Origin of the sequence: Sorangium sp. So ce295, from assembly GCF_051527405.1 — a bacterium.
Taxonomy (GTDB): domain Bacteria; phylum Myxococcota_A; class Polyangia; order Polyangiales; family Polyangiaceae; genus Sorangium; species Sorangium cellulosum_B.
Genome location: NZ_CP150324.1, coordinates 12,087,542 through 12,110,653, shown reverse-complemented (window position 1 = coordinate 12,110,653; position 23,112 = coordinate 12,087,542). Strand labels below are relative to the sequence as shown.

Genomic DNA, 23,112 nt, shown 5'->3' with positions numbered 1-23,112 from the left:
TCAACGAGTCCTCTGGGTACGCCGCGCTCAGGCGTCGAACATCGAATCCAGCTCATCCTGGGCGAGCTCGACGAACGGGAAATCCGAGGGCGTGACCCCCCCGCTGTCGTCTCGGAGGCAGTGCCGCGTCAGCTCCTCCAGCCATTGCACGTGACGCCGTGCCCGCAGCTCGATCTGCGCCTCGTCGTGGACCGACGCGCTGAAGGTCCACCCGAACGTCAGGCGCCCGCCCACCACCATGCCGCTGATCTCGATCCACCGATCGCGGCGGTTCTGCCTGGCCACCGGCAGCCCCGCGGCCTCGTCGGCCGGCCTGAACGGCCCGTCCGCCTCGAACGCCTGATCGAACTGTCCCAGGTAGTTGAAGCGGATCTGCGGCTCGGGCGCGCCGGCCAGGCCGCCGCCGCTCCGGCTCAGGGCGCGCAGGGCGCCGTAGCCGACCCCCTTGTTCGGAACCTGCCGGAGCTGCTCCTTGATCCCCTGGATCGAGCGGCCCAGATCCGCCCGATCCGGGGCGAGCCGCACCGGGTAGATCGCGGTGAACCACCCCACCGTCCGTGTCACGTCCACGTCCTCGAAGAGGTCCTCCCTGCCGTGCCCTTCGAGCTCGACGAGCGCGCTGTCCTCCCCGGACCACTCGCACAGCGTGTGCGCCAGCGCCGTCAGCAGGAGATCGTTCACCTGCGTCCGGTACGCCTGCGGCGCCTGGGTCAAGAGCTGTGTCGTCGCCTCCTCGCTCAGGGTGACGGTGACGGTGCGCGCCGACGCGACCGTGTTGTCGCCGTCCTGGCTCATCACCGGGATCCTGGGGGCCGCAGGCCCGATCACCCGGCGCCAGTGCTCGATCTCGCCGTCGAAGCCGCCGCGCTCCGCGCGCTCGCGGAGCGCGCGCGACCAGCGCTGGAACGAGCTCGTCTTCTCGGGCAGCCGCACGGGCGCCCCGCCGCGGAGCTGGTGATAGGCCGCCTGCAGGTCCTCGAGCAGCACTCTCCACGAGACGCCATCCACGATCAGGTGGTGAATCACCACGAGGACGCGCCCGGGGCGCGACGCCCCGAGGTCGATGTACACGGCCCGCAGCAGCGGTCCCCGCGCGAGGTCGAGGCTCCGCTGCGCCTCGTCCCCCACCCGCTCGATCGCCGCGGCGAGATCCGCCTCGCCGCTCAGATCGACGCGCGAGCAGAGCTCGGGCTGCTCCTCCTCGCTGTACCACTGCGTCCAGGCGCCGTCCTCGCGCCGGAAGCGCAGCCTCAGCGCGTCGTGATGCGCGATGACGTGCCCGAGCGAGCGCCTCAGCAGGTCGAGATCGAACCCGGCGGCGACCTCGACGAGGACGTATTGATTGAAGTGGTGCGGGGCCTCCAGGCGCTGCTCGAAGAACCACGACTGGATCGGGGTGAGGGGCACCTCGCCCGACGCGCGCTCCTGCTCGGCGCTGCGCGGCGCGACCTCGCGCGCCGCCGCGGCCAGCGACCCCAGCGTCTGGTGGTGGAACAGGTCCTTCGGGGTGACGTGGATCCCCGCGCTCCTGGCCTTCGCCACGACCTGGAGCGCCACGATCGAGTCGCCGCCGAGCTGGAAGAAGTTGTCGTGGAGGCCCACGCGCTCCTGGCCCAGCACCTCGCGCCAGATCGCCGCGAGCCGCTCTTCCAGCGGGCTCCTGGGCGCCACGTGCTCGTCCTGGGCGGCGCCCGCGTCCGGCGCCGGCAGCGCCTTGCGATCGAGCTTGCCGCTCGACGTCAGCGGCAGCGCCTCCAGGACGACGATCGCGCTCGGGATCATGTACTCCGGCAGCTCGGCCTGGAGCCTCTGTCGCAGCCGCTCCTGGAGCGCGCGAAGCTCGTCTCCGCCGGCGAGCGCCGCGCCGGCCCGGCGGGGGACGACGTACGCGACGAGCCGCCTCGGCTGCGCCGCGTCCTCCCGCACCACCACCGCGGCCTCCTCGACCTCGTCGTGCGCCGCGAGCCGCGCCTCGATCTCGCCGAGCTCGATCCGGAACCCTCGGAGCTTCACCTGGTGATCGATCCGGCCGATGTACTCGACGGCGCCGTCCGCGCGATACCGGGCCAGATCTCCGGTCCGGTACAGCCGCTCTCCGGCCGCCTCGGAGAGCGGGTTCGGCACGAAGCGCTCCGCCGTCAGCTCGGGGCGGCTCACGTAGCCTCGCGCGAGGCCGACGCCGCCGATGTACAGCTCCCCCACGACCCCGACCGGAACCGGGTTCATCGCGGCGTCGAGCAGGTGAATCTGCGTGTTGGCGATCGGGCGGCCGATCGGGATCGCGCGCAGGTCGGCCTCGCGCTCGCATTCCCACGACGTCACGTCGATCGACGCCTCCGTCGGACCGTAGAGGTTGTGGAGCCGCGCGCCGTGCTGGCGCGTGAACTGCCGCGCGAGCTCCGCCGGGAGCGCCTCGCCGCTGCACATCACCTGGCGGACCGACGCGCACTTCGGGAGCTCCCCCGAGCTCACGAACGCTTGCAGCATCGACGGCACGAAGTGCAGCGTGGTGACCCGCTCCCGATCGATGATCTCGCGGAGCTCGGCCGGATCCTTGTGCGCCCCGGGGCGGGCGACGACCAGCGTCGCGCCCGCCATCAGCGGCCAGAAGAACTCCCAGACGGAGACGTCGAAGCTGAACGGCGTCTTCTGCAGGACGCGATCGGCCTCGGTGAGGCGATACGCCTCCTGCATCCAGAGCAGCCGGTTCAAGAGCCCCGCGTGCGGCACGCCGACGCCCTTCGGCCTGCCCGTGGAGCCCGACGTGAAGATGCAATAAGCGAGGTCCTGGGCCTGCGCGCCGCCCGGCAGGTCCTCGGTGCGTGGACCCGTGACCGGGCCGGCGCCGCGGTCGAGGTACACGATCGGCACGCCGGCGCTCGCCACGCGGTCCCCGAGGTGCGCCTGCGCGAGGAGCACCCGCGGACGGGCGTCGGACAGCATCGCGGCGAGCCGCTCGGCCGGGTACTCCGGATCGAGCGGGAGATACGCCCCGCCCGCCTTGAGGATGGCGAGCAAGGCGATCACCAGCTCCAGCGAGCGCTCCATGCAGACGCCCACCAGCACGTCCGGCCCCACCCCGAGGTCCCGGAGGTCCCGCGCCAGGCCGTTCGCGCGGGCGTTCAGCCCGGCATAACTCAGGCGCTCGCCCTCGAACACGACCGCTTCGGCGTCGGGCGTGCGCGCCGCCTGCCGCTCGATCAGCGCATGGACGCCCCGCTCTCGCGGCATCTCGACGCGCGTGTCGTTCCACGCGACAACGATGCGGCGGCGCTCCTCGGCGTCGAGGAGCGGCAGCAGGAGCACCCGCTGCTCGGGGTCCGCCGTGACGGCGCGGAGCAGCGTCCTCCAGCGCTCGGCCATCCCCGCGATGGTGCCGTGATCGAAGAGATCCGTGCTGTACGTCAGCGACGCGCGCAGCCGCTCCCCCTCCTCGACCGTGTTCAGCAGGAGATCCACCTGCGTCACGCTCTCCCCGCGCTCGAACTCGCGGATCGAGAGGCCCTCGAGGCGGCGCAGCGCGCTCGTCTCACGCCGCTCGTGGTTGCACATCACCTGGAAGAGCGGGTTATGGCTGAGGCTCCTCTCCGGGTTGAGCGCCTCCACGAGCTGCTCGAACGGCAGGTCCTGGTGCGCCTGCGCCCCGAGCATCGCCTCCTTCGCCTGGCGCAGCACGTCGGCGAAGCGCATCTGCCCGTCGATCCGGGCGCGCAGCACGTGGGTGTTGACGAAGAAGCCGACGAGCCCCTGCAGATCCGCGTGATTGCGGTTCGCGTTCGGCACCCCGACCCGGATCTCCTCCTGCCGCGCGTACCGGTGCATGAGGACCTGGAACGCCGCGAGCAGCACCATGAACAACGTCGCGTTCGTGTCCTGCGCGAGCGCCTTCAGGCGGTCGACGAGCGCCGCGTCGAGCTCGATGTCGATGACCGCGCCGCGGTAGCTCTGCTCCAGCGGCCGCGGGCGATCCGCCGGGAGATCCAGCACCGGGTGCTCCGTTCCGAGCTGCTCTTTCCAGTAGGCGAGCTGGCGCGCGAGCTCCCCCGATCGAAGCCGCTCCCGCTGCCATGCGGCGTAGTCCGCGTAGTGCACGGGCAAAGGCGGCAGCTCCGGCTTCCTCCCCTCGCTGAGCGCGCCGTAGATCTGCGCGAACTCGTCCATCACGAGGTTCATCGACCAGCCGTCCGACACGATGTGGTGCATCGTCACGAGCAGGACGTGCTCCTCGGCCGACAGCCGGAGCAGCGTCACGCGGAGGAGCGGGCCACGCTCGAGATCGAACGGCCTTTGCGCCTCTGCCTCCGAGAGAGCGCGCGCCTCCTGCTCGGGCTCCGCGCGCCCGCTCAGATCCACGACCGGAATCTCCAGCGGAGCAGGCTCGCCGATCACCTGGGCGCCGAGCCCGTCTCCCGGCTCGAACCGCGTCCGCAGCGTCTCGTGGCGCTCCACGAGCGCCGCGAACGTGCGCTCCAGCACGCGCGTGTCCAGCCCTCCCACGAGCCGGACGGCGATCGGGATGTTGTACGCCGCGCTCTCCCGGTCGAGCTGCCACAGGAACCACAGCCGCTGCTGCCCGTGCGACATCGGCAAGCGGCCCTCGCGCGCGATCGGCCGGAGCTCGACGCCCTCCGCGGCGGGTTCGCCGATCACGCCGCTCTCGAGCGCTCCGGCGAGCTCGGCGAGGGTCTGATGCTCGAACAGATCGTGAGGCGCGAGCGGGATATCCACCTTCCTGGCCAGCGCGATGACCTGGAAGCTGAGCAGGGAGTCGCCGCCGATCTTGAAGAAGTTGTCGTGGACGCCGATGCGCTCGCGCTTGAGCACCTCGCGCCAGACCGCGGCGAGCTTCTCCTCCATCTCCGTGCGCGGCGGCACGTCCTGCGCCGGCTCCTTGCCCGGCGCCGGCAGCGCCTTGCGGTCGAGCTTGCCGTTCGGCGTCAGCGGGAAGGCGTCCAGGAAGACGTAGTCGCCAGGGACCATGTAATCCGGCAGCCGCTCGCGGAGCCGCGCTTCCAGCGCCGCGCCGTCCCGGACTCCCTCCTTCCCGATCACGTACGCGACAAGCCGCGCATTGCCCGCCTGCCCCTCCTGCACAAGCACCTGGGCGTCCGACACCTCGGCCAGCGACAGCAGCGCCGCCCGCACCTCGCCCAGCTCGATGCGGTAGCCGCGCACCTTGACCTGCTCATCCACCCGGCCCAGGAACTCGATGCTCCCGTCCTCAAGGTACTTCGCTCGGTCCCCCGTGCGATACAGCCGCTCCCCCGCCTCGCCGAACGGGTCCGGAACGAACCGGTCCGCGGTCAGATCCGCGCGGCCGAGGTACCCGCGCGCCACGCCCTGCCCGCCGATATAGACCTCTCCGGGCACGCCGCTCGGCATCGGCTGCAGGTCGCTGCCGAGCACATAAACACGGCTGTTCGACAGCGGCTTGCCCAGCGGCAGCGTCGCGCTCGCCAAAGGCTGCTCCGGCCGGTGCTCGTGCGTCAACACACCCACCGTCGTCTCGGTCGGGCCATAATGGTTCACAACACGGCAGCTCCCGTGACGCCGGATCTGCTCCAATAGCTCCCACGACGTCGCCTCTCCCCCCAGGATCAGCGTGTGCCGCGGAAGCACCCGCTCCGGATGCGACGACTGAAGCAGCCCCTTCAGGTGGCTCGGCACGATCTTCAGCACGTCCACCCCCTCCGCGTGCATCAGCTCCGCCATCGCGTCCGGATCGAACACCCGCTCGTCCGACAGCAGGTGCAGCGTCCGACCCGAGCACAGCGCTCCAAACAGCACCGTGTTGCCGAGGTCCGCCGCGATCGTCGATACCATTGCCAGGCTCGCCTCCTCGGGCAGCGACAGCCGCGACAGCAGCGCCTCCACGTAGCTCACAACGCCTCGGTGCGTCACCACAACGCCCTTCGGCCGGCCCGTCGAGCCCGACGTGTAGATCACATACGCCGCCTGCTCCGCCCTCACCGGCGCGCTCTTCTCCCCCTCGGCCGGCGCCATCCTCTCCGCCTCGGCCGGCGTGATCACCTCCACGTCCAGCCCGGAGAGCGCCCGTCTCGCGCTCTCCTCGCCCAGCACCACCCGCGCCCCGCTGTCCTGCACCATCTCCCGCAGCCGCGCCTCCGGCTGCTTCGGATCCAGCGGCACGTACGCCGCGCCGCTCTTCAGCACGCCCACGAGCCCCACCAGGAGCCCCGTGCTCCGCGGCAGCCACAGCCCCACCCGCGACTCCGCGCCGACCCCTCGGCTCCTCAGGTAGCTCGACAGCCGGTTCGCCCGCCGCTCCAGCTCTCCATAGCTCAGCGCATCGCGCTCCACCTTCACCGCCACCGCGTTCGGCCTCTGCACCGCGGCACGCGCGAACAGCTCGTGCACCGGGAGCGGCTCGCGCCGGACCGGCGGCGCGTTCCAGGCCGCGATCGTTCGATCGCGCTCCTCCTGCCGTATCCAGCGCAGCTTCGCGATGGACCGATCCGGGCCCTCGACGATCTCCGACAGCAGCACCCGGAGGTGCTCGGTCATCCGGGAGATCGTCTGTGGCTTGAACAGGTCGGTTCGATAGATGAACTGCCCCGTGAGCCCGTCCGGCGTCTCGGTCATGTGCAGCGTCAGGCTGAACTTCGCGACGTTCTCCTCGGGCCGCTCCGAGCTCACCTCCAGCCCGCCGAGGACCTGGTCGCGGCTCTCCACGTCGCGGTGCCACGACAGCATGACGTCGAACAGGGGAGCGTGGTTGATCCGCCGCTCCGGCTGGAGCGCCTCGACGAGCCGCTCGAACGGCAAGTCCTGGTTCGACTGCGCGTCCGCGACCGTCTGGCGCACCTGGTCCAGGAGGTCGGAGAAGCGTGTCCGCCCCGGCACGATGCTGCGGAGCACCTGCGCGTTGGCGAAGAACCCGACCACGCCCTCGATCTCGGCGCGATGGCGGTTCGCGATCGGGACGCCGACGCGGATGTCCTCCTGCCCGCTGTACCGGGAGAGGAGCACCTGGAACGCGGCCAGCACCGTCATGAACAAGGTCGCCTGGTGCCGCTTCCCGAGCGCGCCGAGCCGCTCGGTCAGCGCGCGATCGATCTCGAACCAGTGATCCGCCCCTCGGTAGCTGGGCGCCGCCGGCCGCTCCGCGTCAGTGGGCAGGGCGAGCGCGTAATCGTCCGTGCCCAGCTTCGACGTCCAGTAGGCGAGCTGCCTGTCCAGCGTGGGGCCGGCGAGCCACCGCCGCTGCCACACGGCATAATCGGCGTACTGGATCGGCAGCTCGGGCAGGGAGGGCGCGCGCCCGCCCCGCAGCGCGTCGTAGATCTCCACGAACTCCGCCACGAGGAGGTTGTTGGACCACTCGTCGCAGATGATGTGATGCATCGTGAAGAGCAGCCAGTGCTCGCGCTCCGACAGCCGCAGGAGCTTCGCCCGGAGGAGCGGCCCGCGCTGCAGCGCGAACGGGATCTGGGCCTCCTCGTTCGCGAGCTCGCGCGCCTTCGGCGAGCGCTCCGCCTCGGGGAGCCCGGACAGGTCCACCTGGACGAGATCGATGGAGGCCGCCCCGGCGATCACCTGATACGGCTCGCCCTCGTCCTCCGCGAAGGAGGTGCGCAGCGCCTCGTGCCGCTCGATCAGCTTGCCGAGCGCGCGCTCGAGCGCGGCGACGTCGAGGTCCCCGCGCAGCCGGAGCGCGTTCGGCACGTTGTACATCGCGGTGCCGGGGTTCAGCTTGTCGATGATCCAGAGGCGCCGCTGGGCGAACGAGAGCGGCGGTCGCTCCGGCCTCGGCATCGCCACGATCGGCAGCCGCGTCGGCTCGATGCCCTGGCCGGCCAGCCACTCGACGAACACGCGCTGCTTGCTCTCCGGGAGAGAGAACAGGCGCTCTGCCACTGCCTTCAACGGGTTCGACTCGGTATTCACGGTGCGGTTCATTCTGCAGCTCCCAGCTCATCGAGCTTGTCGAGCATCAACGCGAGATCCAGCTTCGGCACCGGCGCGGTCGCGCCGCGCGAGAGGACCTCCGCGAGCTGCTCGACGGAGGACGCCTCGAACAGCGCGCGGAGCGGGACGTCGATGGCGAGCTCGCTCCGGATGCGCGAGGCCACCCGGGTCAACATCAGAGAATGGCCTCCCAGCTCGAAGAAGCTGTCGTGGACGCCGACGCGCTCGACCCCGAGCACATCGGCGCAGATCGCCGCGAGGCTCCGCTCGAGATCGTTCCTCGGCGCCACATACCCCCTCCGGACCTGGTCCCCGTCGGGCGCGGGCAGCGCCTTGCGATCGACCTTGCCGTTCGCCGACAGCGGCAGCTTGTCCAGCGTCACGAACGCCGGCGGGACCATGTAGGCCGGCAGCGCCGCTCTCAGCCAGGCGCGGAGCTCCTCGCGCAGCGCCTCCTCTCTCGCCCTCGCGGCCTCGCCACCTGCCGGCGCCGAGACCACGTAGGCCACGAGCCGCCGATCGCCGGGTGAGTCCTCGCGCGCGACCACCGCCGCCTCCCGCACCGCCTCGTGCTCCACGAGCCGCGCCTCGATCTCGCCCAGCTCGATCCGGTGCCCGCGGATCTTCACCTGCTGGTCCGCCCGGCCGACGTATTCCAGCGCTCCGTCGGCCCGGTACCTCCCAAGATCCCCTGTACGGTACAGCCGCTCTCCAGATGCCTTCGCGAACGGGTTCGGCACGAACGCCTCGGCCGTCCTCGCCGGGTCGCCCAGGTAGCCCAGCCCCACCCCCACCCCCGCCACGCACACTTCTCCGATCACCCCGACCGCCACCTGCCGCAGCGCCGCATCCAGCACGTACAGCCGGTTGTTGTCCGTCGGCCGCCCGATCGGCACCACCACCGTCTCCGCCCCCGGCGGCTCCCGCAGCGTGCACAGCGCCACGTCGTCCGCGCACTCCGCAGGTCCGTACGCGTTCACAAGCGGGATCCCCGGATACCGCTCCAGCCACCTCCGCCACAGCTCCGGCGACAGCGCCTCTCCCGTCGGCAGCATCCACCTCAGCCGCGGGAGCTCCACCCGCTCTTCCAGCAGCATCCCCCCGATCAGCGACGGCACGCTCTCCAGCACCGTCACCCCCGCTGCCCTCACGTGCCTCAGCAGCGCCCCTGGATCATGCGCTGTCTCGTCAGGCACGATCTCCACACGCGCTCCGCACAACAGGCCGGCGAGCAGCTGCCACACCGAGATGTCGAAGCTCTGCGACGCCGTCTGCGCGATGACGTCCGCTTCTGTCAGGCCGAGGTACGGGACCTTGCTCAGCTGGTTGTTGAGCATCCCCTGGCTCGTCACCATCGCCCCCTTCGGCACGCCCGTGGACCCGGAGGTGAAGATCACGTACGCGAGCTGCTCCGGACGCGCGATGTTCCCCAGCGGATGCTCGGGACCCTCTCCGGAAAGCACGCTCTCCAGCACCACCACCGCCGGCCGCTCCGCGCCCGACAGCCGCGCCATCGCCGCGTCGAGCTGCGCTTGCCGCCCCTCCTCCACAAGCACCACGCGCGCGCCCGACAGCCGCAGCAGCTGCGCTGTCCGCTCCGAGGGGTGCTTGTCGTCCAGCGGCAGGTACGCCCCGCCCGCCTTGAACACCCCCACCACCATCGACAAGAGGCCCAGCCCGCGCTCCGCGAGCACCGCCACCACCTCTCCCGCCTGCACCCCCGCCCGCCGCAGCGCGTGCCCGAGCCGGTTCGCGCGCCTGTCCAGCTCTCTGTACCGCAGCGCCTGCCCGCGGCACGACGCCGCCACCTGCTCCGGACGCCGCGCCGCCTGCTCCTCGAACAGGCCCACATACCCCCGCTCGAACGGGTACTCCCGCGCCGTCTCGTTCCACCCCGCGAAGCGCCGCTCCTCCTCCTCGCCGATCATCGGCAGCTTGCGGAGCTCGGCGCCCGGTTCGCGCGCCATGGCGAGCAAGAGCCGCCGGAAGTGCGCGAGCATGCGGGCGACGTCGCCGTCGTCGACCCGCCGCTGGTCATAGGAGATCTGGAGCTCCAGCCTGTTGCCCGGCAGCAGGACGACCGTGATCGGATAGTTCGTGTGCGTGCGGTTGTCGCTGAGCTCCGCCTGGAGCTCGGACTGCCGCTGCATGACGGACTGGTCGATCGGCGCGTTCTCGAAGACGAACAGGCTGTGAAACAGCGGCTGGCCGTACGGCACGGCGCTGCACGCCTGGATGTCGACGAGCGGCAGGTGCTCGTGCTTCCGCATGGCCAGGTTCTGCTCCTGCAGCCTGTGCACCCATTGCGCGACGCTGATCCTGCTGTCGTGTCCCGGCACGGCCACCCGCAGCGGGATGCTGTTGATGAACAGCCCGACCGTGTCCTGGATGCCCACGATCTCGGTCGGGCGCCCCGCGACCGTCACGCCGAACAGCACGTCGCGCATCCCGCTGTACTGGGACACGAGGACCGCCCACGCGCCCTGAGCGAACGAGTTCACGGTGAGCTTGTGCGTCCGCGTCAAGCCCCGGAGCAGCGAGGTCTCCTCCTCGCTGAGGTGCACCGATCGATCGATCATGACAGAGGTCGTCGGCTCTCCCGCGATCTGCCGCTCGGGGACGATGGGGGTCGCCGCCTCGAACCCTGAGAGCGTCTCCCGCCAGTACCGGCGCGCCCCGTCGACGTCCTGCCGCAGCAGCCAGGCGATGAACTCCCGGTAGTGCGGCGGGCTCGGCAGGTTCACCTCGCGGCCCTCGGACATCGCCCGGTACACGGCGAAGAAATCCGTCAGCAGGAGCGAACGGCACCAGTCGTCGATCAGGATGTGGTGATAGCTGTGCACGAACAGGAAGCTCGTGTCGGTCAGGCGGAACAACCGGAGCCGCAGGAGGGGCGATTGGCCCATGTCGAACCCGTCCTGGCGCTCCTGCCGCAAGAGCTCGAACAGGCGCCGCTTCTGCTCCTCTGCGCCCATCTCCCGCCAGTCGAGGAGCTCGACCGGAGAGGGGACGCCGCGGCGGATGATCTGGAGCATCTTGCCCTCGCGCTGCCAGACGAAGGCGGCGCGCAGCGCCGGGTGCCGCTCGATCACGCGCTCCCAGGCGGCCTTGAACAGCTGAGGATCGATGGCGCTGTCGAGGCTGTAATGGTCCTGCATCAGGTAGATGCCAGTCCCGGGCTCCAGCAGCGTGTGCAGCAGCATGCCCTGCTGCATGGGGCTCAGCGGGAACACATCCTCGATGTCGCCGGCCGGCACCGGCAGGGCGTCGATCTCTGCCTGCGTCAGGCTCGCGAGCGGGAAGTCCGATGGCGTGATGCGGTCCGACGCGTCCCTGCGCGGGCTCGTCGCGGCCGCCGCGTCAGGCGGCGTGGGCGGCCCATCGCCGTCGCGCGCCGCCGCGGCAAGCGACTCCAGCGTCTGGTGCTGGAACACGTCCTTCGGCGAGAGGTGGATCCCGGCGCTCCTCGCCTTGCCCACCACCTGGAGCGCCACGATCGAGTCGCCCCCGAGCTCGAAGAAGTTGTCGTGGATGCCGGGGCGTTCGACCCGCAGCACCTCGCGCCAGATCTCGGCGAGCTTCTCCTCGACCGCGCTCCGGGGCGCCGCGTACTCCCGCTGCGTCTGGCTCGCGTCCGGCGCCGGCAGGGCCCTCCTGTCCACCTTGCCGTTCGCGGTCAGCGGCAGCCTCTCCAGCACCACGTAGACCGAGGGCACCATGTACTCCGGGAGCGCCTTACGGAGCCCCGCGCGGAGCTCCTCCCGGTACCGGGCGAGCTCCTCGCCGTCCGCCGCCGCGAGGCCCTCGCGTGAGGGGACCACGTAGGCCAGGAGGCGCTTCTGCCCCGGCGCGTCCTCGCGCGCGACGACCACCGCCTCGCGCACGCCCTCCTGCTCCAGAAGCCGAGCCTCGATCTCCCCGAGCTCGATCCGGTATCCGCGGATCTTGACCTGGTGATCGCCCCTGCCGACGTACTCGATCACGCCGCCCGCCCGGTAACGCGCCAGATCTCCGGTCCGGTACAATCGCCCTCCGGCCGCGACGCCGAACGGATCCGGCACGAAGCGCTCGGCCGAGAGATCGGGGCGGTTCAGGTAGCCGCGCGCGAGCCCGGCGCCGCCGATATAGAGCTCTCCCACCACGCCGGGCGGCACGGGGCCGAGCGCCTCATCGAGCACGTAAAGCGCGGTGTTTCCGATCGGGCGGCCCAGCAGCGGCTCCGCCTGCTCCGCGTCGAGCGCGTGGCGCGACGACCAGATCGTCGTCTCCGTGGGGCCGTACAGGTTCCAGATCCGCCCCGCCTTCTGCACGAGCCGACTGGCCAGGTCCGCCGGCAGCGCCTCGCCGCCGCAGAGCACCTTGCACGCGCGCATCGCGGCGAACCCGGGCGACTGGCTCAGCATCCGCCACGTCGCCGGCGTCGCCTGCACGACCGTGATCGCCTCCCTCTCCACACGCTCGATCAGCGCCTCCGCGTCGGCCGCCACCGCGCGCCCGACAAGCACCACCCGCGCTCCGACGAGCAGCGGCAGGTACAGCTCGAGCCCGGCGATATCGAACGACAGCGACGTCAGGCCGAGCACCCGGTCCTCCGGCGCGATACCGGGGCTCTCCTTCATGGTGCTCAGGAAGTTGACGACGCCCCGGTGGCGCACGACGACGCCCTTCGGCTTGCCGGTGGAGCCGGACGTGTAGATGCAATAGGCCAGGTTCTCCGGGTGCGTGACGCGCGCGAGGTCGTCCGCGCGATACCCCTCCACCTCGCGCCAGTCGCGGTCGAGACACCACACCTCTGCTCCCGCGGCAGGCACCTTCCCGAGGAGCCGCTCCTGCGTCAGGATCACCCGGGGCCGCGCGTCCTCGACCATGTACGCGAGCCGCTCGGCCGGATACTCGGGGTCGAGCGGCACGTAGCCGCCGCCCGCCTTCATCACCGCGAGCACCCCGACCACCATCTCGAGCGAGCGCTCCACGTGGAGGCCCACCAGCACGTCCGGGCCGACGCCGAGCTCGCGGAGCCGCCTCGCCAGCCGGTTCGCCCGCGCGTTCAGCGCGGCGTAGCTCAAGGATTCTCCCTCGTACGACGCCGCGATCGCGTCCGGCGTGCGCCGCGCCTGCTCCTCGATCAGCTCGTGAACGCAGCGCTCCGCCGGAGTGCGCATCTCCGTCGCGTTCCACGCCACGAGCACCTCCGAGCGCTCCGCGGCGCCGAGCAGCGGGAGCTGCCCGACGCGCGCGCCCGGATCGGCCGCGATCGCGACCAGCAGGTTCCCCCAGTGCCGCGCCATCCGCGCGACGGTCTCCGGGTCGAACAGATCGGTGCTGTAGGTCAGCGCCGCCTTGAGCACGCCGTCCTCTTCCGAGGTGTCGAGCGCGAGATCGAACTGCGTCGATGCGCCGGGGCGCTCCATCATCTCGAGCCGCAGCCCGGCGAGCTCCCGCGGCGCGCCCTCCTGCGGCTTCAGGTGGCCGTACATCACCTGGAACAGCGGGTTATGGCTCAGGCTGCGCTCGGGGTTCAGCTCCTCCACGAGCTTCTCGAACGGCACATCCGGGTTCCCCTGCGCGAAGAGCGCGCTCTCCTTGACCTGCTGGAGCAGGCGCTCGAAGCTCGCGCCCGGATCGAGCTCGGTCCTCAGCACGTGGGTGTTGACGAAGAGGCCGATGATCCGCTCGATCTCCACCCGGCCCCGGTTCGCGCTCGGGACGCCGACGCGGATCTCGGCCTGCCCGGAGTACCGCGCCAGCAGCACCTTGAAGGCCGCGAGCAGCACCATGAACAGCGTCGCTCCCCGCCCCCGCGCGAGCTCGTTCAGGCGGCCGAGCAGCGCGCCGTCGAGCTCGAAGCGGTACGTCGCCCCCCTGTAGCTCTGCACCGGCGGCCGCGGGCGATCCGACGGCAGCTCCAGCACCGGATGCGCCGCGCCGAGCCGCGCTTTCCAGGCGGCGAGCTGGCGCTCGAGCTCCTCCGACTCGAGCCACCTCCGCTGCCACACCGCGTAGTCCGCGTACTGGAGGGGCAGCTCGGGCAGATCGGGCGCCGTGCCCTCGCGGTGGGCGCTGTACAGGCTCGCGAACTCGCCGACGAGCACGCCCATCGACCAGCCGTCGGAAACGATGTGATGCATCGTCACGACGAGCACGTGCTCGCGCGCCGCGAGCCGGAGGAGCTTCGCCCGGAGGAGCGGCCCGCGCTCCAGATCGAACGGCCGCTCGCCCTCCTCGATCGCCAGCGCGCGCGCGCGCTCCTCCAGCTCGGCCTCCGGCAGGTCGCTCAGGTCGACCACGGGGATCTCGACCTCGAGGGCGTCGTCGATCACCTGGTAGCCCTGGCCGTCCTGCTCGGCGAACCTCGTGCGCAGCGACTCGTGACGCGCCGTGATCGCGCTGAACGTCCTCTTCAGCGCGTCGAGATCCAGGTCTCCGACGAGCAGCACGGCCGAGGGGATGTTGTACGCCCCGCTCCCGGGCCAGAGCCGCCAGAGGAACCACATCCGCTGCTGCGCGGGCGAGAGGGGCAGTCGCTCGCTGCGGTCCACGCGCGCGAGCGGCGCCTCGGCGCGCCTCGCGTTCCGGGCCGAAGCCTGCTCGATCCGGGCGGCGAGCTCGATCAGCGTCCTCGCCTCGAAGAACACCGGCAGCGGCAGCTCCACCTCAAGGCGCTTCCTCACGCGCGAGGCCACCTGCGTGGCGAGCAGCGAGTGGCCGCCGAGCTCGAAGAAGCTGTCGTGAAGACCGATCTGCGCGATCCCGAGCACCTCGGACCAGATCTCGGCGAGCCGCTGCTCGAGCTCGCTCCTCGGCGCGACGTAGGACCGCCGCGCCTGCTCCGCGTCGGGAGCCGGAAGCGCCTTGCGGTCGACCTTGCCGTTCGCCGAGAGCGGCAGCTTGTCCAGCGTCACATAGATGGATGGCGCCATGTACTCCGGGAGCGCGGCCTTCACCCAGGCGCGGAGCGCTTCCCGGAACACCTGCTCTTCCGGGCTGTTCCCCTCGAGCCCGAGGCGCGGAACCACGTACGCCACGAGCCGCCGATCGCCGGGTGAGTCCTCGCGCGCGACCACCGCCGCCTCCCGGACCGCCTCGTGCTCCACAAGCCGCGCCTCGATCTCGCCAAGCTCGATCCGGTGCCCCCGGATCTTCACCTGCTGGTCCACCCGGCCGACGTAGTCCAGCGCTCCGTCGGCCCGGTACCTCCCCAGATCCCCTGTACGGTACAGCCGCTCTCCAGATGCCTTCGCGAACGGGTTCGGCACGAACGCCTCGGCCGTCCTCGCCGGGTCGCCCAGGTACCCGAGCCCCACCCCCACCCCCGCAACGCACACCTCTCCGATCACCCCGATCGCCACCTGCCGCAGCGCCCCGTCGAGCACGTACAGCCGGTTGTTGTCCGTCGGCCGCCCGATCGGCACCACCACCGTCTCCGCCCCCGGCGGCTCCCGCAGCGTGCACAGCGCCACGTCGTCCGCGCACTCCGCAGGTCCGTACGCGTTCACAAGCGGGATCCCCGGATAACGCTCCAGCCACCTACGCCACAGCTCCGGCGACAGCGCCTCTCCCGTCGGCAGCATCCACCGAAGCCGCGGGAGCTCCACCCGCTCTTCCAGCAGCATCCCCCCGATCAGCGACGGCACGCTCTCCAGCACCGTCACCCCCGCTGCCTCCACGTGCCTCAGCAGCGCCCCGGGGTCATGCGCTGTCTCGTCAGGCACGATCTCCACGCGCGCTCCGCACAACAGGCCCGCGAGCAGCTGCCACACCGAGATGTCGAAGCTCTGCGACGCCGTCTGCGCGATGACGTCCTCTTCCGTCAGGCCGAGATATGGGACCTTGCTCAGCTGGTTGTTGAGCATCCCCTGGCTCGTCACCATCGCCCCCTTCGGCACACCCGTGGACCCGGAGGTGAAGATCACGTACGCGAGCTGCTCCGGACGCGCGATGTTCCCCAGCGGATGCTCGGGGCCCTCTCCCGAAAGCACGCTCTCCAGGACCACCACCGCCGGCCGCTCCGCGCCCGACAGCCGCGCCATCGCCGCGTCGAGCTGCGCTTGCCGCCCGTCCTCCACCAGCACCACGCGCGCGCCCGACAGCCGCAGCAGCTGCGCTGTCCGCTCCGAGGGGTGCTTGTCGTCCAGCGGCAGGTACGCCCCGCCCGCCTTGAACACCCCCACCACCATCGACAAGAGGCCCAGCCCGCGCTCCGCGAGCACCGCCACCACCTCTCCGGCCTGCACCCCCGCCCGCCGCAGCGCGTGCCCGAGCCGGTTCGCCCGCCTGTCCAGCTCGCCGTACCGCAGCGCCTGCCCACGGCACGACGCCGCCACCTGCTCCGGCCGCCGCGCCGCCTGCTCCTCGAACAGGCCCACATACCCCCGCTCGAACGGGTACTCCCGCGCCGTCTCGTTCCACGCCGCGAAGCGCCTCTCCTCCTCCTCGCCGATCATCGGCAGCGCGGACAGCACGGCATCGGGCCGCTCGGCCATCGCGAGCAAGAGCCGCCGGAAGTGCGCGAGCATGCGGGCGACGTCGCCGCCGTCGAACCGGCGCTCATCGTAGCTGATCTGGAGCCGCAGCCGCTGGCCGGGGACCACGACGACGGTGAGCGGGTAGTTCGTGTGCGTGCGGTTCCCGCTGAAGTCGGACCGCCGCTCGAGCAGCGTGTGATCGATCGGCGCGTTCTCGAACACGAACAGGCTGTGAAACAGCGGCTGTCCATGAGGGACGCCGCTGCACGCCTGGATGTCGACGAGCGGCATGTGCTCGTGCTGCCGCATCGCGACGTTCTGCTCCTGGAGGCGGCGCAGCCAGCCTGCCACCGTGGTCCTCGCCGAAGGGCCGGGCACCTCGGTCCGCAGCGGGATGGTGTTGATGAAGAGGCCGACCGTCGTCTGGATGTCGGCGATCTCCGCGGGGCGACCCGCGACGGTGACGCCGAACAGCACCTCCGGTGACCCGCTGTACTGCGACAGCAGCACCGCCCACGCGCCCTGCGCGAACGAGTTCACCGTGAGCTGGTTCTTCCGCGCGAGCGTCTGGAGCAGCGATGTCTCCTGCTCGGTGAGCACCGCGGACCGGTCGCCGATCCGCGAGAGCCCGGCCTCCTTCGAGATCGGCCGCTCCGTCGCGATCGGCGTGGCCGCCTCGAACCCGGCGAGCGTCTCCCGCCAGTACCGGCGCGCCCCCTCGACGTCCTGCCGCAGCAGCCAGGCGATGAACTCCCGGTAGAGCGGCGGGGTGGGCAGGTTCGCCTCGCGGCCCTCCGTGAGCGCCTGGTAGAGCGCGAAGAAATCGACGAACAGGAGCGAACGGCACCAGTCGTCGATCAGGATGTGGTGATAGCTGTGCACGAAGCAGAAGTCCTCGTCCGCCAGGCGGACGAGCCGTATCCGCACGAGCGGCGCCTTGCCGAGGTCGTGCCCGTGCTCGCGCTCCTCGCGCAGGAGCTCCTGCACACGCCGCTCCTGCTCCTCGGGGCCGAAGGCGCTCCAGTCCAGGTACTGGACAGGCGCGGGGACGGCGCGGTGGATGACCTGGAGCATCTTCCCCTCGAGCTGCCAGACGAAGGAGGCGCGCAGCGCCGGGTGCCGCTCGATCACACGCTCCCACGCGGCGACGAACGCCTCGGGATCGATCGGCTCCGTGAGCTGATAGCGATCCTGCATCAGGTAGATGCCTGAGCCGCGCTCGAGCAGCGTGTGGAGCAACATGCCCTGTTGCATGGGGCTCAGCGGGAACACGTCCTCGATCTCTCCGGCGGGCACCGGCAGGGCGTCGAGCTCCTCCTGCGTCAGGCCAGCGAGCGGGAAGTCCGACGGGGCGAGCCGCCCCGAGCCGTCACGGGCGCGGCGCGCGCCGCCGGCCCGCGCCGCCTCCTCGGCCGCCAGCACGGGCTCCGGGATCTCGCCCGCGGCCGCCGCCAGCGACTCCAGCGTCTGATGCTGGAACACGTCCTTCGGCGTGATGTGGATGCCAGCGCGCCTCGCCTTGCCCACCACCTGGAGCGCGACGATCGAGTCGCCCCCGAGCTCGAAGAAGTTGTCGTGCACGCCGGCGCGCTCGATCCGCAGCACCTCGCGCCAGATCTCGGCGAGCCTCTCCTCGACGGCGCTCCGGGGCGCCACGTACTCCCGCTGCGCCTGGCTCGCGTCCGGCGCGGGCAGCGCCTTGCGATCGATCTTGCCGCTCGACGTCAGCGGCATCCTGTCGAGAAAGACGATCTGATTCGGCACCATGTACTCGGGCAGCTCGGAGAGCAGCCCGGCGCGCAGCGCGTCCCGCAGCGGACGCAGCGCCTCGGCGTCCCCTTCCCCGGCGCCGCCGCGCAGGACCACGTACGCGCAGAGCCGCTTCTGCCCCGGCGAGTCCTCCCGCGCCAGCACGGCCGCCTCGGCCACGCCCTCCTGCGCGAGCAGCCGCGCCTCGATCTCTCCGAGCTCGATCCGGAAGCCGCGGATCTTCACCTGATGATCGCTCCGGCCGACGTACTCGATGACGCCGTCCGCGCGGTACCTCGCGAGATCCCCTGTCCGGTAGAGCCGCTCGCCCCCGGCGCCGCCGACGGGATCGGGCACGAACCGCTCCGCCGTCAGATCCGGGCGGCCCACGTACCCTCGCGCCAGCCCCACACCGCCGATGTACAGCTCGCCCGCGACCCCCACGGGGACCGGGCTCAGCGCCGCGTCCAGCACATGGATCCTCGTGTTCGCGATGGGCCGGCCGATCGGGATCGCGCGCGCCTCGCCCTCGTCCACGCACTCCCACGAGGTCACGTCGATGGACGCCTCCGTCGGGCCGTACAGGTTGTGGATCCTCGCCCCGTGACGCGCCGCGAGCTGCTTCACGAGCTCCTTCGGGAGCGCCTCGCCGCTGCACATCACCTGCCGGACCGAGCCGCAGCGCGCGAGCTCCCCCGAGCTCACGAACGCCTGCAGCATCGAGGGCACGAAGTGAAGCGTGGTGACCCGCTCCCGCTCGATGACGTCGCCGAGCTCGCGAGGGTCCTTGTGCGCGCCGGGGCGCGCGACGACGAGCGCCGCGCCGGTCATGAGCGGCCAGAAGAACTCCCACACCGAGACGTCGAAGCTGAACGGCGTCTTCTGCAGGACGCGATCTCCCTGCGTGAGCCCGTAGGCCTCCTGCATCCAGAGCAGCCGGTTCAGGAGGCCCGCGCGAGAGCTCACGACGCCCTTCGGCCTGCCCGTGGAGCCCGAGGTGAAGATGCAATACGCGAGGTTCTCCGGGCGCGCGCGGCTCGGCAGATCCTCCGCGCCGTGGAGGCCATCGTCGCCCCACGCGCGGTCGAGGCCCACCACGCGGGCCTCGCTGGCCGGCAGCCGCCCTGCGAGGTGCGCCTGCGCGAGGATCACCCTCGGTCGCGCGTCGCTCACCATGCTCGCGAGCCGATCGGCCGGGTACTCCGGATCGAGCGGCACGTAGGCGCCGCCGGCCTTCAGCACGGCGAGCAGCGCGATCACCAGCTCGATCGAGCGCTCCGCGCAGACGCCGACGAGCACGTCGGGGCCCACGCCGAGCGCGCAGAGCTCCCTGGCCAGCCGGTTCGCGCGCGCGTTGACCTCCCGGTAGCTCAGCCGCTCTCCCTCGAACACAACGGCTTCCGCGTCCGGCCTGCGCGCCGCCTCGCGCTCGAACCGCTCGTGCACGCAGAGGTCGCCCTCGTACGCCACGCGTGTGTCGTTCCATTCGCTCACGACGCGGCGGCGCTCCTCCTCACCGAGGAGCGGCAGTCGGCCGACCCGCTCCTCGGCGCGGCTCGCGGCGGCCCGGAGCAGCGTCCTGAAGTGCTCCGCCATCCGCTCGATCGTCGCGTGATCGAACAGATCCGTGCTGTACGTGAGCGTCGCCTTCAGGCGCTCTCCGACCTCGGACGTATCGAGCGACAGATCGAACTGCGTCGCCGCGCCCGGGCGATCCATCTCCTCCAGCCGGAGCCCGGCCACGTCCCCGCGCCCCCCCGTGTCGCTCTTCAGGTGGTTGAACATCACCTGGAACAGCGGGTTATGGCTCAGGCTGCGGCCCGGGTTCAGCTCGTCCACGAGCCTCTCGAACGGGACCTCCTGGTGCGCCTGGGCGCCCAGCGCCCCGTCCCTCACCTTCTCCAGGAGCTGCGCGAAGCTCTCCCTGGGATCCACGTCGGTCCGCAGCACGAGGGTGTTCACGAAGAAGCCGATGAGCGGCTCGATCTCCACGCGGCTCCTGCCGGCGCTCGGGACGCCGACGCGGATCTCGGCCTGCCCCGAATGCCGCGCGAGCAGCGCCTTGAACGCCGCGAGCAGCACCATGAACAGCGTCGCGCCCCGCTCGCGCGCGAGGTCCTTGAGCCGCGCGGTGAGCGCCTCGTCGATCTCGAATCGACACGTCGCTCCGCGGTGGCTCTGCACCGGCGGGCGCGGCCGGTCCGACGGCAGCTCCAGCACGGGGTGCTCGGTCCCGAGCTGCGCCCTGAAGTACTCGAGGTTTCCCTCCACCTCTCCCGACTCGGCCCGCGCGCGCTGCCAGAGCGCGACGTCCGCGGCCTGGACGGCGAGCTCGGGCAAGTCCGGCGAGCGGCCCTCGCGGTACGCCGCGTACAGGCGCGCGAGCTCCTGCACGAGCACGTTCATGGACAGCGCGTCCGACACGATGTGATGCATCGCCACGGAGAGCACGTGTTCCCGCGCCGAGAGCCGGAAGAGCTTCACCCGCGCGAGCGGCCCGCGCTCGAGATCGAACCCCTGCGCCGCCTCCTGCCCCAGGAGCGCCCGAGCGCGCGACTCCCGCTCTCCTGCCGGCTCGGGCTCGAGGTCGACGACGGCGACATCCATCTCCCCGGCCTCGGCGATGACCCGGTACGGCTGCCCCTCCTCCTGCCCGAAGGTCGTCCGCAAGGACTCGTGTCGCGCCACGATCGCGCCGAGCGCCCGCCGCAGCACGCCGGCGTCGAGCTCCCCGGCGAGCGTCACCGCGCCCGCGACGGTGTACGCCGCGCTCTCCCGGTCGAGCTGCCAGAGGAACCAGAGCCGCTGCTCGCCGAACGAGAGCGGCAGTCGGCCTGTGCGCTGAACGCGCGGGATCGGCGCGCGCTCCACGATCTGTCCGTCGGCCTTGAGCCGCTCGATCACCCCGGAGAGCGCCCGGACCGACGGCGCCTCGAACAGGGTCTTCAGCGGCACCTCGACGCCGAACGCATCCCGGACGCGCGCGAGCATCTGCGTCGCCGACAGCGAGCTGCCCCCGAGCGCGAAGAACCCGCTGTCGCGCCGGACGGCCGGCGCATTCAGCACCTCGCTCCAGATCGAGAGGAGTCGCCGCTCGATCTCCGAGGGCTCCGAGGGCTCCGAGGGCGAATCCCCCGCCTCCGGCGCGCGCTCCTCCGCGCTGCGGAGGGCCCCGCGCTCGTACACGCCGAAGAGGTCGAGCGACCCCTCCTGCCACTTCTTGCGGCACGCGGATCGCCGCAGCTTGCCGCTCGACGTGACGGGCAACGTGCCTGGCTGGAGCAGCAGCACGAGGCTGGCGGCCTCGAGGTGCTCCTGGGCCACCGCCTCGCTGATGGCGCGGCAGACCGCCTCGGGCTGGATCAGCTTCTGGAGCCGCCGGCTCACCTCGGCCGCGATGCCGATCCCCTCCTGTCCGTCGATCTCGACCGAGAAGGCGGCGACTCGCCCCTTCCGCACCACCTCGACCTGATCTTCGACGGTCTTCTCGATGTCCTGCGGGTAGAGGTTGTGCCCCCGCACGATGATCAGATCCTTCAGCCGCCCGGTGATGAACAGGCTGCCTTCGTGCTCGAAGCCGAGGTCTCCGGTGCGCAGGTGGACGCGCCCCTCCCGCCGGACGAAGGTCTGCTCGGTGGCGCCCTGGTTCCGCCAGTAGCCGTGCGCCACGCTCGGCCCGTTCACCAGGATCTCGCCGACGCGCCCCGGCTCCACGGCGCGCCCCGTCTCGGGGTCGACGATCGCGATCGCGTGCTCCGGCTGCGCCTTGCCGCAGCTGACGAGCGGATGCCCCGACGCGCTCGGGACCGCCGCGTTGTTCCCGAGCTCCGCCGCGTCGAACGACGTGGTGGTCACGCCGCCGCCGCGCCGGCCGCCGGTGACGAGCAGCGTCGCCTCGGCCAGCCCGTAACACGGATAGAGCGCCCCCGCGTCGAAGCCCACCTCGGCGAACCGCTCGCCGAACGCCCGCAGCGTCCCGGCGCGCACCGGCTCGGCGCCGGAGAACGCGAGGCGCCACGACCGGAGATCGAGGCCCTCGAGCATCTCGGGCTTCACGCGCTCGACGCACAGGCGGTAGGCGAAGTCCGGTCCCCCGCTCACCGTCCCTCGATACCGCGAGATCGCCTTCAGCCACCGGATCGGCCGCTCGATGAAGTGCTGCGGCGCCATCAGGACGACGGACACGCCGCTGAAGATCGGCTGGAGGAGCGTGCCGATGAGCCCCATGTCGTGGAACAGGGGCAGCCAGCTCACGATCACGTCGTCCTCGTCGATCGAGAACGCCGCGCGGATCGCGCGTTCGTTGGCGATCAGGTTGTCGTGCCCGACCATCACGCCCTTGGGCGCCGACGTGGATCCGGACGTGTACTGAAGGAAAGCGACGCTGTCCTCGCGCAGATCCGGCATGCTCCACGCGCCCGCCGACGAGCGGTCGATGGCGTCGGTCGCGATCACCTCCGGGGCGACCGGGCCGGGCAGGTGCTGCCGCAGCATGGCGAGCGGCTCCAGCAGGCCGCTCTCGGTCAGGACGAAGCGCGGCTCCGCGTCACGGAGGATCGCGAACAGCCGACTCAGGTGCTGCCGTTGCATCGACTCCGGCGGATAGGCCGGCACCGCGATCATCCCTGCGTAGAGGCAGCCGAAGAACGCGGTGACGTACGAGACGCTGCTGGGATAGAGGAGCAGCGCGCGCTCCCCGGGCGGCGCCATCGATCGCAGGTGCGCCGCGATGGCGCACGCCCGCTCGTGGAGATCCCGGTAGGAGAGCACCTCGCCCTCGGCGTCTCCGCCGGCGAGGAACCGGAGGGCGACCCGGTCGGGGTGGGCGCTCGCCCGTTCCGCGAGCAGCTCGACGAAGTTCTTCCCCATATGCGCACAAGCGTCCATCTGCATTCCTCTCACGCACTCTTCCGATTTCGCGCCCGGGGCGCGCCCAGGCCTCGCTCGCTCCGGCGATGCCCCGGGCCCC

Annotated in this window: 2 protein-coding genes; both read right to left on the bottom strand. The window is 71.4% G+C overall.

Annotated elements, in window-relative coordinates; genetic code table 11:
• Positions 1 to 27: 27 nt before the first annotated feature.
• Positions 28 to 7,920, bottom strand: a complete 7,893-nt coding sequence (locus WMF11_RS45825; protein WP_437975237.1) for an amino acid adenylation domain-containing protein — start codon at positions 7,918 to 7,920, stop codon at positions 28 to 30.
• Complete coding sequence (locus WMF11_RS45820; protein WP_437975236.1) at positions 7,917 to 23,012, bottom strand: non-ribosomal peptide synthase/polyketide synthase; 15,096 nt, start codon at positions 23,010 to 23,012, stop codon at positions 7,917 to 7,919. The genes WMF11_RS45825 and WMF11_RS45820 overlap by 4 nt, the downstream gene beginning before the upstream one ends.
• Between the last annotated feature and the right edge of the window lie 100 nt (positions 23,013 to 23,112).

Coding starts and splice junctions, on each gene's coding strand:
- WMF11_RS45825 (WP_437975237.1), bottom strand. CDS start 7,920: ATGAACCGCACCGTGAATACCGAGTCGAACCCGTTGAAGGCAGTGGCA.
- WMF11_RS45820 (WP_437975236.1), bottom strand. CDS start 23,012: ATGGGGAAGAACTTCGTCGAGCTGCTCGCGGAACGGGCGAGCGCCCAC.